Genomic DNA, 13,468 nt, shown 5'->3' on the forward strand with positions numbered 1-13,468 from the left:
CCCCCCCCCCCCCCCCGCCCCCCCCCCCCCCCCCCCCCCCCCCCCCCCCCCCCCCCCCCCCCCCCCCCCCCCCCCCCCCCCCCCCCCCCCCCCCCCCCCCCCCCCCCCCGGGGTGGGTCAGTCGCCGCGCAGGCGCTCGCCGATCGTGGGGTCGGCGACCCAGTCGCGGTGGGGGATGCGCCGGATCGAGCGGACCTCGCCGATCGTCGACCACTCGTCGCCGCCCAGGCGGGCGAGCGGGCGCAGGTGCTCGATCCGGGGCCGGCCGTCCTCGACGGCGGCCTCGGCGACGGCGATGTTGACCACCCGGCCGAAGACGACGGTGCTGTCGCCCAGTCGCAGGGTGGCGTGCAGCGTGCACTCCACCGCCACCGGCGACTGCGCGACCCGGGGCACGCCGACCACCCGGCTGGGCTCGAGCCGCACGCCGGTCTGCTCGGCCTCGCCGGTGTCCGGCGGGAAGTCCGTGGCGGTGGCGTTGACCTGCTCGAACAGCGGTTCGGGCGTCAGGCTGACGGTGAACTCGCCGGTCTCCTCGACGTTGCGCAGCGAGTCCTTGCGGCCCACCGAGGTGAACTGCACGACCGGCGGCTGCACGCTGGCCACCGTGTAGAAGGAGTGCGGCGCGAGGTTGTGCACGCCGGTGGCCGAGCGGGTGCACACCCAGGCGATCGGCCGGGGGACCACGACGGAGTTGAGCACCCGGTAGAAGGCGCCGCCGTCCATCGCGGCCGGGTCGAAGTCCACCCTCGGTGGGTTGCTCTGCTCGGTCACCCGGTCATCCTCGCGCCCGGCCGGTCGTGGCTCAGCTCGGGCCCTGGTGCTCCGGTGGGTGCTCGGCGCGCCAGTCGTCGAAGGCGGCGAGGAACGACTCGGCCATCCGCTGCTCGGTGACCAGCTGGTCGCGGTCCCGGTCGTCGACCATCCGCTGGCTCAGCGCCATCGTGTTGAACCGGATCGCCCGGAAGTACGGGGTGAACGACCGGGGCTGGAACGCCCGCTCCGACGGTCGGGGGGTCACGCCGGCCGGGGCCCAGGCCGGGGGCTCGGGCAGCGCCGGCAGCTGCAGTGCCTCGACCGCGGCGAGCACCGGCTCGTCGTCGGTGCGGTCGGTGAAGTCCTGGGACAGCTCCCGGAACACCTCGCGGCCGTCCGGGGCCAGGACGACGACGAGCGGCCGGAAGATCGACGCGTCGGCGTCCCAGGCGTCCAGCGGCTTGGCCAGCTGTTCCCCGTCGGGGTCGCTGGCCCACCGGAACGGCAGGTGCCACGTCCGGTTCATGGCCAGCTGGACCTCCGGCGGATCGACCGAGGCGAGCACCACCTCCGCACCGGCGGCGGAGAAGCGGGACGAGGACCGGGCCAGGCGGACCGCCTGGGCGCAGCAGTAGGGCTACCAGTCGCCGCGCAGACCGACCAGGACGAGCGCGGCGCGATCGTCGGCGCGCAGGGTGAGCAGGTCGCTGGTGTCCATGTCCCCAGGCTAGGTGCGTTGGGCCGAGGACGCCGGGTGGTCCGCACCCGTCGCCGCCAGGGTCCGCCCCCGCCACGTCAGCGTCCCCCGGCGGCGCTCGACCAGCGATCGGGCGACCAGCACGTCGAGCAGGGCGATCGACCCCGGGTGCGCCAGGGCGTCGGGCCACCACCGGCTGCCCGTGCGGGCGGCGACGACGGCCCGCCCGGCCACCCCGGCGGCGTAGCCGACCGCCCCGGCCCGGGAGCCGGTGAGCGCGGCCAGCGGCGGGACCAGCCACACCGCGGTCAGCCCGACGGCGGCGGCTCCGGCGGCCGCCGGCCGCCCGCCGACGGCCGACCACAGCGACTTGGCGTACCCGGCGCGCACCTCCGGCCAGCCGCGGTACATCCGGCAGGCGGCCAGCGTGGAGCCGTCGACGACGACGCCGCGGCCACCGGCGGCCTTCACCGCGCGCAGCAGCGCGACGTCCTCGATCACCTCGCCGCGCACGGCCGCGTGCCCGCCGGCCCGGTCGTAGGCGGCCCGCCGGACCACCAGGAACTGCCCGTTGGCCGCCGCCAGCGACGGCCGGCGGGACCGCTCCGCCGCGCGCAGCGGGAGCAGGGTGGCCCACAGCCACTGCTGGAGCGGTTGCACCAGCCGCTCGGCGGCGCTGCCGACCAGCTGCCGGGGCCAGGGGGAGACCAGGTCCAGCCAGGCCTCGTCCAGCAGCGCCACCGCGGCCGCGACCGCATCGGGCATCAGCCGGACGTCGGCGTCGAGGAAGACCAGCACGTCGGCGTCGCCGGCGGCGGCCGCGCCCTGCGCGCAGGCGTTCGGCTTGCCCAGCCAGCCCGGCGCGGGCGGGGTCGCCTGGAGCAGGGTGACCCGCTCGTCGGTGGGCACCCGCTCGGCGGTGCCGTCGGTCGACCCGTCGTCGACGACCACGACCGCCAGCTCCGGCACCCCGCGCTGGTCGAGCACCGCGGCCAGGCAGTCGGCGACCTGCTCGGCCTCGTCGCGGACCGGCAGCACGACGGTGACCCGGCGGGCGACCGGCGGGGGGACCGCCGGCGGGCGGCGCAGCAGCCGGGTGTTCACCGCGGCGTGCACGGCGCCGAGCACCGAGAGGCCGGCGCAGGCCCGGACGAGCCGGCTCACCGGCGGGCCTGCGCGGCGACGGCGGCGAGCACCGGCAGCGCCAGCAGCACGCCCCACAGCGCGGAGCCGGGCAGGCCGAGCCACCCGGCGTGCGCCAGCGCCCCGCCCAGGGTCATCCAGGCCAGCACCAGCAGCGGCGCGGCGTCGCCGGTGCGGCGGGGGCGCGCGGTGCGGGTGACCAGCAGGTCCAGCAGGGTCATGAGCAGCAGCCCGGCCAGCAGCCAGCCGCCCAGGTTGGTCAGCGGCACCGTGTCGATCCCGGGCAGGCCGGGCTCCGGGTGCGCCCAGCGCCAGTAGCCGGCCTGCACCAGCTGCGGGTCGAGCACGACGTCCCAGGCGGCGAAGACGTAGGCGGCCACCAGCACCCGGACGACCCGGGGACGCCCCAGCCGGCGGGTCAGCCACGCGGCCAGCACCCAGCTGGGCCAGGCCATCATCAGCCAGGCCAGCGGCACCAGGAACGGCACCCCGAGCAGGGTGGGCCCCAGGACGTCGCTGTAGGCGTACTCGCCGTAGGGGAAGCCGGTGGCCAGCCCGAGCGCCTCGAACAGCACCGCGACGGCGCCGACGAGGACCAGCACGCCCAGCCCGGTGCGCCAGCCCCGGCTCACCGTGGCCGAGGAGATCGACACCCCCGTGCCGAGCAGCACGATCGTCCAGCTGACCGTGTTCCGGGCGTCGCCGTCGGTGAGCGGGTAGGCGATCGCGGTGGCGACCACGCCGGCCGCCAGCGCCCAGGGCAGCCAGGGCACCGGCGCCCGGTCGGCGGCCGGGGGCGTCCGGGTGACCGTGCCGGTCACCGCCGCGCACCCCGCAGGCGTGCCGTGGCGAGGGTGCGCAGCCGGGCGGCCGGCCGCCGGTCGGCGAGCACCACCCGGGCGGCGGTGCGCCCGGAGTTCCCGGAGACCCCGCCGCCGGGGTGGGTGGAGGCCCCGGCGAGGTACAGCCCGGCCAGGCCCGGCACGCGGTGCCCGGAGAGCGCGGGGGTCGGCCGGAAGCCGAACATGCTGGCGAGGCCCATCTCCACGTGCATGACGTTGCCACGCAGCAGGGACAGTTCCTGCTCCAGCTTCAACGGGGTCTGCACGTACAGCCGCTGTACCGAGTCGGCGAAGCCCGGGGCGTACCGGTCGACCGCGGCGATGAGCTGCTGGGCGGCTCGGTCGGCGATCTCCTCCCAGTCCGACCCGTCGGCGAGCTCGTAGGGGTACCACTGCCCCCAGATGGTCACCACGTGCTGGCCGGGCGGGGCCAGCGTCGGGTCGCTCGCGGAGAAGGACATCGCCAGCGGCACCGGCTCTCGTGGGAGCTCGCCGGCCAGCCAGTCGCCGTGCGCGCGGGCGAGCTGGGCCCGGTCGGTGCACAGCAGTTGCAGTCCCTGCAACGCCTCGTCGCCCGCGCCGGGGTAGCGGGGGAGAGCGTCGGTCTGCGCGCGCAGGACCAGGCCGAAGCCGTTGCCCACCGGCGGCTCGGCGGCGGCCAGCGCCGGCGGTGCGTCGTCCCCGGCGAGGGCCTTGGTGGCCAGCACGTGGCAGGCGGCGACGACGGTGTCGGCCCGGATGCGCCGGCCGGACTCGGTCAGCACACCGGTCACCCGGCCGTCGTCGACCAGCAGCCGGGCCGCGCCGTCGCCGAGGGTGACCCGCCCGCCGTCGGCGGCCAGCCGCGCGGCCAGCGCCTCGGTGAGCCCGCCGGAGCCGCCCACCGGGTGCCCGGGCGGGACGTCGTGCAGCAGGGCGACCCACGCGACCATCGCCGCCGTGCCCGGCTCGGACATCGGGGGCCCGGACTGGGCACCGAACCAGGCCAGCGCCGCCTTGAGCCGCTCACTGGTGAACCACCGGTCCAGCAGGGCGTCGCCGGAGCCGAGGAAGTCGGTGGCGATCTCCCCGCCCGGGGTGCGCGGCTGGCCGCGCCGCGGCGCGCCGACGGGCCAGAGGTGCCGGACCAGCCGGCTCATCGCCGGTCGGTCGCCGAACGCCTTGACGACGGCGGTGCTGCGTGGCCCCCAGACCTCGACGAACCGGCGGTAGGCGGCGGCGTCGGCGTCCCCGCAGGCCGCCGCGATCGAGGCGCAGGTGGCGTCCAGGTCGACGGAGAACACCAGCGGGCGGCCGGCGGGACCCGGGTCGCCGGGCGCCGGGGCGGGGGCGAAGCCCCACGGGTCGCAGTCGACGTAGCGCAGCCCGAAGCGCTCGAGCTCCAGCTCCTCGACCACGCCGCTGTGCCGGATGATGACGTGCGCGCTGGAGCCGCGGTCGACCCGCACCCCGGGCCAGCGCTCGACGGTGGAGACCGCGCCGCCGATCACCTCGTCGCGCTCCACCACCTCCACGCGGAGGCCGGCACGGGCCAGGTGGCAGGCGGCGACCAGGCCGTTGTGCCCGGAGCCGATGACGACGGCGTCGACGGCGCTGTCGGTGCCGATCACGCCCTCCGGGCAGCCGGGGTGAGCGGGAGGCGGGCGCCGAGGATGGCGAAGGGCCGGGCGTCGCCGGGGAAGTGGTAGCCGCGGGCCAGGTCGACGAAGCCGTCGGCGTGGTACAGCCGGAACGCCTTGGTGTCGGTGTCCGGGGTGCTCAGCAGCGCGGCCGGGTAGGGCAGGCCGGCCACCAGTGCGTGCAGCAGCTGGCGGCCGATGCCCCGGCTCTGGTGCTCGGGCAGCACGTGCAGCTCGCACACCTCGAAGGCGCCGGGCAGCCACTGCTTGGCGGTGCGCCGGTCCAGCGCGTTGCGCACCTGGTCGTGCCACCACTGGCCCGGCTCGACCAGGTAGCCGTAGCCGAAGCCGACCAGCTGCTCGGCGCCGTCGGCACCCTCGGCGAACGCGCCGACGGCGCGGAAGCCGGGGCGCTCGGTGTGCTGGACGGCGTAGCCGTAGCGGCCGGCGACGACGGACTCGCCGTAGCCCATCGCCGCGCCGTAGACGGCGAGCGCCTCGTGCAGGTGCTCGCGCAGCCAGCCGGCCGGGAGCTCGGTGACCCGGGTGGCGGGGGTGGTGCCGGTCATCGGAGGCCCTCCTGGGGGACCGCGGGCCCGGGGCCGACCTCGGCGGCCGTGCCGGCGGTGAGCTGCAGCAGCTCGTCGTAGGTGGTGGGGAAGACGGCGTGCGGGTGGCCGGCCGCGGCCCACACCGTGGGGTACCGGGCGAGCTCGACGTCGACCAGGGTGCCGATCGGCGCCGGGTGCCCGACCGGGGCGACCCCGCCGATGGCCTGGCCGGTGTGCTCGCGGACGAACGCCGGGGTCGCCCGGGCGAGCGACGGCACGCCGAGCAGGTCGGCCACCAGTGCCTCGTCGACCCGGTGCGCGCCGCTGGTCAGCACCAGCACCGGGTGCCCGCCGGCGTCGAACACCAGGCTGTTGGCGATCGCGCCGACCGGGACGTCGAGCGCGGCGGCGGCGGCCGCGGCCGTGCGGGCGCTGTCGGGCAGCAGGCGGACCTCGCCCGGGGCGCCGGCGGCGCGCAGCACTCGCACGACCTCGGCGACCCGGGGGTGGTGCGGGGTCTCCTCCGCTGCGGTCATGCCGGCGATCCTCCCACCGCCGGCCGGGACGTGCGCCACCGGTGATCAGCCGCCGGTGGCGGCCCGGGCGCACCGTTCGGTCGGGTGTGGCACTCGGGTGCAGCCGCTGTAACGACACGGGCAGGACACGCCCGTTCCGGCTTGACGCCCCTCGACGGGTCCGGTCTACTCGTCGGTGTTCGAACACCTGTTCGAACACTGGTCGCACACCCTGTCCGGCGCCCTCCGGGGGCGCTTCCCCGCCGGACGGGCGCGCGGCCGGTGGGGGCGAGAGGCGGGAGTCTGTCATGAGCCGGGTGCTCGTCGGGGCCGGTGGCCGCGTCGGTGAAGAGGTCCAGGTCGAGCGGGGAGCCGAGGGGCCGGCGCAGTTCTGGCGCGGCTCGACCCGCTACGTGGTGGGGGAGCTGCTCGACTCCTGGGTGGAGACCTCGCCCTGGTGGCAGACCCTCACCGGGCAGGGGGGCGCGTCGGCGGAGCTGGTGGCCACCCGCCAGGTGTGGCGGGTGGAGGCGGTCCGGGCGGGGCGGTCCCGGATGAGCTTCGCCGGGGTCTTCGACCTGTCCTGGGAGCCGGCGGACAACCAGTGGCTGCTCGTCCGGGTGCACGACTGATGGGCGCCGCCCGGGCCCTCCCGGCCGCCGCCGACGGGCAGCTCCCGTTGCTCCCGCCGCTGCCGGCCGCCGCCGCCCAGCTGCTCGGTCAGGCCCACCGCGGGCTGGCCGAGGCCGCCAGCAGCCCCGATGCGGCCTGGCGGTACGCGACCGCTCACCTGGCCGCCCTGCGTGCCGCGGCGGCCGTGCTGGCCGCCCGCACCCGGCCCGAGGCCGGGCGGCGCCGTCCGCGCAGCGCCTGGGTGCTGATCGGTCAGGTCGCCCCCGAGCTGACGGAGTGGGCGGCGTTCTTCGCCGCCGGGGCGGCCAAGCGCGCCGCCGCCGAGGCGGGGCTCTCGCACGCGGTCACCGAACGGGAGGCCGACGACCTCGTCCGGGACGTCGGCACGTTCCTCGGCGTCGTCGAGACCACGATCAGCCGCCCGGCACCGGCGGCGCCCGCACGCCTGCGCGCGGTCGACCCCGGCTCCCGCCGGCGCGACCCGGGTCGTCCCGGCTCCGGCCCCGCCTCGTGAGCGACCCCTTCGTCCACCTGCACGTCGCCTCCGGGTACTCGATGCGCCACGGCGCCAACCACCCGGCCGACCTGGTGGCCCGGGCCGCCGAGCACGGCATGGGGGCGCTCGCGCTGACCGACCGCGATGGCCTCTACGGCGCGGTCAAGTTCGCGCTGGCCTGCCGGTCGGCCGGCATCCGGCCGCTGTTCGGCGTCGACCTCGCCGTCGACCCCGTCGCCGGCGGCGAGCCGGGGGAGACCGGGCGGGTCCGCTCGGCGGAGCTGCACCGGGCGCAGCACCCCGCGGGCCGCCGGTCGCCGGCCCGCGGCGGAGCCAGCGTCGACCCCCGGCTGCCCCGGGTCACCTTCCTGGCCCGCGACGGCGCCGGCTGGCGCTCGCTGTGCCGGCTGACCAGCGCCACCCACCTGGGCGGCACCCGCGGCGAGCCGGTCAGCTCGTTGACCCTGGCCGGGGAGCACGCTGCGGGGCTGCTGGCGGTGCTCGGCCCCGACTCGTCGGTGGGTCGGGCCCTGGCCGCCGGCAACGCCGACCTCGCCCGCGCCCGGCTGGCCGCCTGGCGTGCGGTCCTCGACGGCGGGGAGGGTGGCGGCGGGCTGGTGCTCGAGGTCGTGCACCACCGCGGCCGGGGCGACCGGGCGCGCGCCCAGGCGATGCTGCGGCTGGCGGCCGAGACCGGCGTGCCCGCGGTGCTCACCAACGCGGTGCGCTACGTCGACGCGCTCGACGCCCCCACCGCCGACGTCCTCGACGCCGCCCGCCGGCTGGTGCCGCTGGGGCAGCGGCACGTCGACCGGCGGACCGCCGAGGGCTACCTGAAGTCGGGCAAGGAGATGGCCGAGCTCGCCGCCGAGCTGGCCGGGCCCGACCGCGACGCGGCGCTGCGGCTGCTGGAGACCACCGCCCGGGTCGCCGAGCAGTGCGCCGTCGACGTCCGCGCCGACCTGGGCATCGGCAGCGTCCGCTACCCCGAGCTCGACGTGGTCACCACCGCCGCCGAGCGGGGGATGGGCCCCTCCCAGGTGCTGCGGGCCCGGTGCGAGGCGGGCTTCGGCCGGCGGGCGATGACCCCCACCGCTGCGGTGCGCGAGCGGCTGGCCGACGAGCTGGCGGTGATCGACTCCCTCGGCTACCCCTCCTACTTCCTCACCGTCGCCGACGTGGTCGCCCTGATCAAGGGCCTGCGGGTGCGGGCGGCGGCCCGGGGCTCGGGCGCCGGCAGCCTGGTCACCTACCTGCTGGGCATCTCCGACGTCGACCCGATCCGCTACGGCCTGCTGATGGAGCGCTTCCTCTCCCCGCTGCGCCACCAGCTGCCCGACATCGACATCGACGTGGAGTCCGCCCGGCGGATGGAGGTCTACGACGCGGTCATCGAGCGCTTCGGCGCCGACCGGGTCAGCTGCATCTCGATGATGGACACCTACCGGGTGCGGCACGCCATCCGCGACGTCGGGGCCGCCCTCGGGCTGCCCCCGGCCGAGATCGACGCGGTGGCCAAGGCGTTCCCGCACATCCGGGCCGACCAGGTGCACGCGGCGCTGCGCGACCTGCCGGAGCTGCGGGCCAGCCGGCTGGGGTCGAGGCGGTCGGGCGGCTCCGGCGACCTGGACCTGCTCTTCGACCTGGTCGCCCGGCTCGACGGGCTGCCCCGGCACATCGCCCTGCACCCGTGCGGGGTGCTGCTGTCCGACGCCACGCTGCTGGACCGCACCCCGGTGGAGAGCAGCTATCTCGGCTACCCGATGAGCCAGTTCGACAAGGACGACGTCGAGGAGCTCGGGCTGCTCAAGCTCGACCTGCTGGGCATCCGGATGCAGTCGGCGATCGCCCACGCGATGGACGAGGTGGCCCGGGTCGACGGGCAGCAGGTCGACATCGACGCCGTCCCGCGCGACGACCCGGCCACCTTCGAGCTGATCCGCAGCACCCGGACGCTGGGGATGTTCCAGATCGAGTCACCCGGGCAGCGGGAGCTGGTCGGCAAGTTCGGCCCGCAGACCTTCGAGGACCTCATCGTCGACATCTCGCTGTTCCGGCCCGGCCCGGTCAAGAGCGACATGGTCACCCCGTTCCTGCTGGCCCGGAACGGCTGGCGCGACCCGGAGTACCTGCACCCCGCGCTGAAGCCGGCGCTGGAGCAGACCGCCGGGGTGGTGGTCTTCCACGAGCAGGTGCTGATGGTCGTCGCGGCGATGACCGGCTGCTCGCTGGCCGAGGCCGACGAGGTGCGCCGGGCCCTGGGGGAGCGCGACGCCCACCCGGAGGTGAAGGCCTGGTTCGCCCCGCGCGCGCTGGCCGAGGGCTTCCCCGTCGCGGTGGTCGAGCAGGTGTGGGAGGTGCTGGTCGCCTTCGGCTCCTTCGGGTTCTGCAAGGCGCACGCCGCGGCGTTCGCGCTGCCCACCTACCAGTCGGCCTGGCTGAAGACCCACCACACCGCGGCGTTCCTGGCCGGGGTGCTCACCCACGACCCGGGGATGTACCCCAAGCGGCTGATCCTCGACGACGCCCGCAACTTCGGGGTGCGCGTGCTCGGCCTGGACGTCAACGCCTCCACCGGCGCCTACCGGGTGGAGCGGGTCGACGGGGACGGGGCCGCCGCGTCAGGGCGGGAGGGGGCGGGATGGCAGCGGCCGGAGTGGATGCCCGCGTCGATGCCCGCCCCCGCGCGGTACGGCATCCGGCTGTCGTTGGCCGACGTCAAGGGCATCGACGACGACGAGGTGGGCCGGATCGTCGCGGGACAGCCGTACCGCTCGCTGGCCGACTTCTGGACCCGGGCGAACGTGTCCCGGCCGGTGGTGGAGCGGCTGGTGCTGGCCGGGGGCTTCGACTCGGTCTACGGCTTCGGGGTGCGCGACAGCGAGGCCGGCCGGCCGGCCCGCCGACGCCAGCAGCTGACCCGCCGCGACCTGCTGCTGCAGATCGGCGAGCTGGACCGGTGGAGCCGCAGCGGCCGGAAGGCCGGCAGCACCGGCCAGCTCGGGCTGGACCTGTTCGGGCTGGAGGAACCCCACACCGGCGCCGGGGACGAGGACGGCGGGGACGGCGGGCCGCCGGAGTTCGTCCCCTCCGGTCTGCCGGAGTTCACCGACGCCGAGCGGGTGCGCGCCGAGCTGGAGGTGCTGGGGCTGGACGCCAGCCGGCACGTCGTCGACTTCTACCGGCCGTTCCTCACCGCGCTCGGTGCGGTCCCCGCCGAGGACCTGCTGGGCTGCCGGAGCGGGTCGGAGGTGCTGGTGGCCGGGGTGAAGGTGGCCACCCAGACTCCACCGATCAGGTCCGGCCGGCGGGTGGTGTTCGTGACCCTCGACGACGGCACCGGCTGCGCGGACTCGACCTTCTTCGAGGACGCCCAGGGTCCCTACGCCGGCACGGTCTTCCACTCGTGGCTGCTGGTGGTCCGCGGGGTGCTGCGCCGCACCGGCCCGCGTGGGGTGTCCCTGCGCGCGACCGGGGCCTGGGAGCTCCCCGCGCTGCACGAGGCGTGGGAGACCGGCGGGCCGGCCGCGGTGGCGGAGCTGATGGCGGCCCCGGGGGAGTACACCGAGCAGGCGATCGCCGGGGCGGCGGCCTCGCACGGCTCACGGCCGGTGGTGGTGCGGCCGGTGCTGGTGCACCCGACCGGGTTCCGGATGTCGCCCTACGCCGACATCAGGCCGGCCGGCGACGATGCCGCGACCGCGGCCCGCCGGGCAGCGGCAGCGCCACCGCGGAAGCTGTGGCACTCCAGCCCCGGCAGCTCGGGACACTGATGAAGGACCTCACCGCCCCCCGCCACTCGCACGCTCGCGGCGGGTCCCTGCGGCGGGTCCCTGCGGCGGGTCCCTGCGGCGGGGCCGGGGACGGGGACGGGGACGGGGTTCTTTTCAGGCGGGGGCCCAGGCCAGCAGCAGGCGCCAGCGCTCGCCGTCCTGGCGGTGCACCTGGAAGTCGCGGCGGCCACCGAAACGGGGCTCGGGCCGCGGGTAGTCCTCCGCCCGGGACATCGCGAAGACCCTGGCGTCCTCGTCGCAGTCCGCGGTGAACGTGTCGGTCGGGTACCCGTACCCGTCCATCAGTCGGTAGCTCGGCATGGCGGGACGGTAGGGAAGGACATCGCCACGTGCCCGGCAGGCGCGCGAACCGGAAGTGACGCCTGTCCCAACAGTCACCCCCCGCCCCACCGGTCCGTGCCCGGCGGGTCGGTGAGGCGGGGCCGTCCCACCGTGCTGTGCGCCCGCCCGACCCGCACTAGGCTCCGCACGTGCCGCCCACCTCCTCCGCCGCGCCGACCCAGGCCCCCGCCCGGACGGCGGCCGTCTGGGCGGCACTGGACCCGCTCGTCACCGCCGGCCGCCCGCTGCAGGTCCTCGACGTCGGCGGCGGCAGCGGCATGTTCGCCGTGCCGCTCGCCCAGCTGGGGCACACCGTCACCGTCGTCGACCCCAGCGCCGACGCCCTGGCCACCCTGCGCCGGCGGGCCGACACGGCCGGCGTCGGCGAGCGGGTGCGCGGCCTGCAGGGCGACGCCGATCGGATGCCCCCGGTCACCGCGGACGACCCGCAGGCCCCCGGGTTCGACCTGGCCCTGTGCCACTTCGTCCTCGAGGTGGTCGACGACCCGGCCAGCACGCTCGGCCAGATCGCCGCGGTGCTCCGGCCCGGCGGCACCCTGTCCCTCGCCGCGGCGAACCGGGCCGGCGCGGTGCTCGCCCGCGCCGTCGGTGGGCACCCCGTCGAGGCCCGCGAGCTGCTCGCCGACCGCGACCCCGCCCCGGCCCGCGGCGGCCCGGCCCGGCGGCGCTTCGACCCCGAGCAGCTGCTCGCCCTCGTCGCCGGCGCCGGCCTGCAGCCGGGGGAGTGGCGCGGGGTCTCCGTCGTCGCCGACCTGCTGGAGGCTTCCTCCGGGGCTTCCCCCGACGCGGTCCGCGCCCTCGAGCTCGCGCTCTCCGGCGCCTCCCCCTACCGCGACGTCGCCACCGGACTGCACGTGCTGGCCACCCGGCCGGCCACCGTCTGAGCCGCGGCGACGCGAGATGAGCCTGCCCCCGGATCTCGCGGTCCCGGCCTACGGCAGCGCCACCCTCGCCGACGTCCTGCCCAGCGTGGCGACCGCGCTGGGCGTCCCGGTGCAGCGCGGGGACCTGCCCGCCGACCCACTGCGGCTCACCGAGGCCCTCGACGGCGCCCGCCGGGTCGTCGTCCTGCTGGTCGACGGGCTCGGGGCCGAGCTGGTCGCCGCCCACCCGGACACCGCACCGGTGCTCAACGCGCTGGGCACCCCCGCCGGGGTGCTCTCCGCGCCCTGCCCGAGCACCACCCCGGTCAGCCTCACCACGCTGGGCACCGGGCTGCCGCCGGGCAGCCACGGGGTGCTGGGCTTCGTCACCGAGGTGCCCGGCGCCGGCCGGACGCTCAACCACGTGCAGTGGAAGGACGACCCCGACCCGCGGCAGTGGCAGTCCCGGCCCACCGTCTTCGAGCAGGCCAGCGCCGCCGGGGTCCGCTGCACGGCCGTCGGCCCGCACTCCTTCGCCGGCTCCGGGCTCACCCGGGCGGCGTACCGGGGAGCGGAGTACACGCCCGCCTACAGCCCCGGCGACCTGGTGGCGCTGGTGCACAGCGCGCTCGCCGCCGGGGAGCCCAGCCTCGTCTACGCCTACACCGCCGAGCTCGACCTCACCGGTCACGTCCGCGGGGTCGACTCGCCCAGCTGGCGGGCCCAGCTCGGCGTCGTCGACGCGGTGGTGGAGCAGCTGGCCGCCGGCCTGCCCGACGACGCCGTCCTGCTGGTCACCGCCGACCACGGCATGGTCGACGTCCCCGGCGACACCCGGCTGGACGTCACCGAGGAGCCGGCGCTCACCGACGGCATCCGGCTGCTCACCGGCGAGCCGCGGGCCCGCTACGTGCACACCGAGCCCGGCGCCGCCGACGACGTGCTGGCCACCTGGCGGGAGGTGCTCGGCGAGCGCGCCTGGGTGGTCGGCCGGGACGAGGCCGTCGCCGCCGGGGTGTTCGGGCCGGTCGACCCGGCGGTCGCCGAGCGGATCGGCGACGTCGTCGTCCTCGCCCGGGGCACCTGGGCGTTCCCCGCCGGGGCGACCGAGCCCCCGCACGCCGCGCTGCTGGCCGCCTACCACGGCTCGCTCACCTCGGCGGAGCTGGCGATCCCGCTGCTGGCCGCCCGCGGGCGCGCCCTGCGCTGAGCCGCGC

General features: G+C 77.1%; 13 protein-coding genes. 5 read left to right on the plus strand and 8 right to left on the minus strand.

Annotated features, from left to right (window positions below; translation table 11 throughout):
* Positions 1 to 117: 117 nt before the first annotated feature.
* The 7 genes from ACI79Y_RS16205 to ACI79Y_RS16235 all read right to left on the minus strand — a co-directional run bounded on the left by ACI79Y_RS16205 (position 118) and on the right by ACI79Y_RS16235 (position 6,144).
* The gene (locus tag ACI79Y_RS16205) at positions 118 to 774 is read right to left on the minus strand and encodes a flavin reductase family protein (protein WP_457159473.1); all 657 of its coding nucleotides are present in this window, start codon (positions 772 to 774) and stop codon (positions 118 to 120) included.
* Between the two features lie 31 nt (positions 775 to 805).
* Entirely contained in the window at positions 806 to 1,366 is a 561-nt protein-coding gene (locus tag ACI79Y_RS16210; RefSeq protein WP_457159511.1) for a peroxiredoxin family protein, read from the minus strand.
* Positions 1,367 to 1,483: 117 nt separating this feature from the next.
* Positions 1,484 to 2,617 carry a glycosyltransferase gene (locus ACI79Y_RS16215; protein ID WP_457159474.1) on the minus strand — a complete coding sequence of 378 codons (1,134 nt, stop codon included), beginning with the start codon at positions 2,615 to 2,617 and terminating at the stop codon, positions 1,484 to 1,486.
* Positions 2,614 to 3,417: a carotenoid biosynthesis protein gene (locus ACI79Y_RS16220; protein ID WP_457159475.1), complete on the minus strand. Its 804-nt coding sequence runs from the start codon at positions 3,415 to 3,417 to the stop codon at positions 2,614 to 2,616. The genes ACI79Y_RS16215 and ACI79Y_RS16220 overlap by 4 nt, the downstream gene beginning before the upstream one ends.
* The gene (locus ACI79Y_RS16225; protein ID WP_457159476.1) at positions 3,414 to 5,048 is read right to left on the minus strand and encodes a phytoene desaturase family protein; all 1,635 of its coding nucleotides are present in this window, start codon (positions 5,046 to 5,048) and stop codon (positions 3,414 to 3,416) included. The genes ACI79Y_RS16220 and ACI79Y_RS16225 overlap by 4 nt, the downstream gene beginning before the upstream one ends.
* On the minus strand, positions 5,045 to 5,626 hold the full coding sequence (locus ACI79Y_RS16230; protein WP_457159477.1) for a GNAT family N-acetyltransferase: 582 nt from the start codon (positions 5,624 to 5,626) through the stop codon (positions 5,045 to 5,047). Before ACI79Y_RS16230 ends, ACI79Y_RS16225 begins: the two co-directional genes overlap by 4 nt.
* A complete protein-coding gene (locus ACI79Y_RS16235; protein WP_457159478.1) occupies positions 5,623 to 6,144 on the minus strand; it encodes a YbaK/EbsC family protein in 522 nt (173 codons plus the stop codon). The genes ACI79Y_RS16230 and ACI79Y_RS16235 overlap by 4 nt, the downstream gene beginning before the upstream one ends.
* A gap of 287 nt (positions 6,145 to 6,431) precedes the next feature.
* Between ACI79Y_RS16235 and ACI79Y_RS16240 the strand changes: the two genes are divergently transcribed.
* The 3 genes from ACI79Y_RS16240 to ACI79Y_RS16250 are packed head-to-tail and all read left to right on the plus strand — an operon-like array spanning position 6,432 to position 11,025.
* Positions 6,432 to 6,755: a DUF6504 family protein gene (locus ACI79Y_RS16240; RefSeq protein ID WP_457159479.1), complete on the plus strand. Its 324-nt coding sequence runs from the start codon at positions 6,432 to 6,434 to the stop codon at positions 6,753 to 6,755.
* Positions 6,755 to 7,270 carry an SAV_6107 family HEPN domain-containing protein gene (locus ACI79Y_RS16245; RefSeq protein ID WP_457159480.1) on the plus strand — a complete coding sequence of 172 codons (516 nt, stop codon included), beginning with the start codon at positions 6,755 to 6,757 and terminating at the stop codon, positions 7,268 to 7,270. Before ACI79Y_RS16240 ends, ACI79Y_RS16245 begins: the two co-directional genes overlap by 1 nt.
* Entirely contained in the window at positions 7,267 to 11,025 is a 3,759-nt protein-coding gene (locus tag ACI79Y_RS16250) for a DNA polymerase III subunit alpha (protein ID WP_457159481.1), read from the plus strand. Before ACI79Y_RS16245 ends, ACI79Y_RS16250 begins: the two co-directional genes overlap by 4 nt.
* A 114-nt stretch (positions 11,026 to 11,139) precedes the next feature.
* Here the strand turns inward: ACI79Y_RS16250 and ACI79Y_RS16255 are convergent, their stop codons facing one another.
* The gene (locus ACI79Y_RS16255; protein ID WP_457159482.1) at positions 11,140 to 11,346 is read right to left on the minus strand and encodes a hypothetical protein; all 207 of its coding nucleotides are present in this window, start codon (positions 11,344 to 11,346) and stop codon (positions 11,140 to 11,142) included.
* Positions 11,347 to 11,516: 170 nt separating this feature from the next.
* Between ACI79Y_RS16255 and ACI79Y_RS16260 the strand changes: the two genes are divergently transcribed.
* Positions 11,517 to 12,272, plus strand: a complete 756-nt coding sequence (locus ACI79Y_RS16260; RefSeq protein ID WP_457159483.1) for a methyltransferase domain-containing protein — start codon at positions 11,517 to 11,519, stop codon at positions 12,270 to 12,272.
* A gap of 16 nt (positions 12,273 to 12,288) precedes the next feature.
* Positions 12,289 to 13,461 carry an alkaline phosphatase family protein gene (locus ACI79Y_RS16265; RefSeq protein WP_457159484.1) on the plus strand — a complete coding sequence of 391 codons (1,173 nt, stop codon included), beginning with the start codon at positions 12,289 to 12,291 and terminating at the stop codon, positions 13,459 to 13,461.
* Positions 13,462 to 13,468: the final 7 nt, after the last annotated feature.

Source organism: Modestobacter sp. SYSU DS0875 (genome assembly GCF_054050915.1).

What these genes read in the sequence shown, in the direction of transcription:
- ACI79Y_RS16245 (WP_457159480.1), top strand. Translation starts at nt 6,755, where the DNA reads ATGGGCGCCGCCCGGGCCCTCCCGGCCGCCGCCGACGGGCAGCTCCCG.
- ACI79Y_RS16255 (WP_457159482.1), bottom strand. Translation starts at nt 11,346, where the DNA reads ATGCCGAGCTACCGACTGATGGACGGGTACGGGTACCCGACCGACACG.
- ACI79Y_RS16240 (WP_457159479.1), top strand. Translation starts at nt 6,432, where the DNA reads ATGAGCCGGGTGCTCGTCGGGGCCGGTGGCCGCGTCGGTGAAGAGGTC.
- ACI79Y_RS16235 (WP_457159478.1), bottom strand. Translation starts at nt 6,144, where the DNA reads ATGACCGCAGCGGAGGAGACCCCGCACCACCCCCGGGTCGCCGAGGTC.
- ACI79Y_RS16230 (WP_457159477.1), bottom strand. Translation starts at nt 5,626, where the DNA reads ATGACCGGCACCACCCCCGCCACCCGGGTCACCGAGCTCCCGGCCGGC.
- ACI79Y_RS16265 (WP_457159484.1), top strand. Translation starts at nt 12,289, where the DNA reads ATGAGCCTGCCCCCGGATCTCGCGGTCCCGGCCTACGGCAGCGCCACC.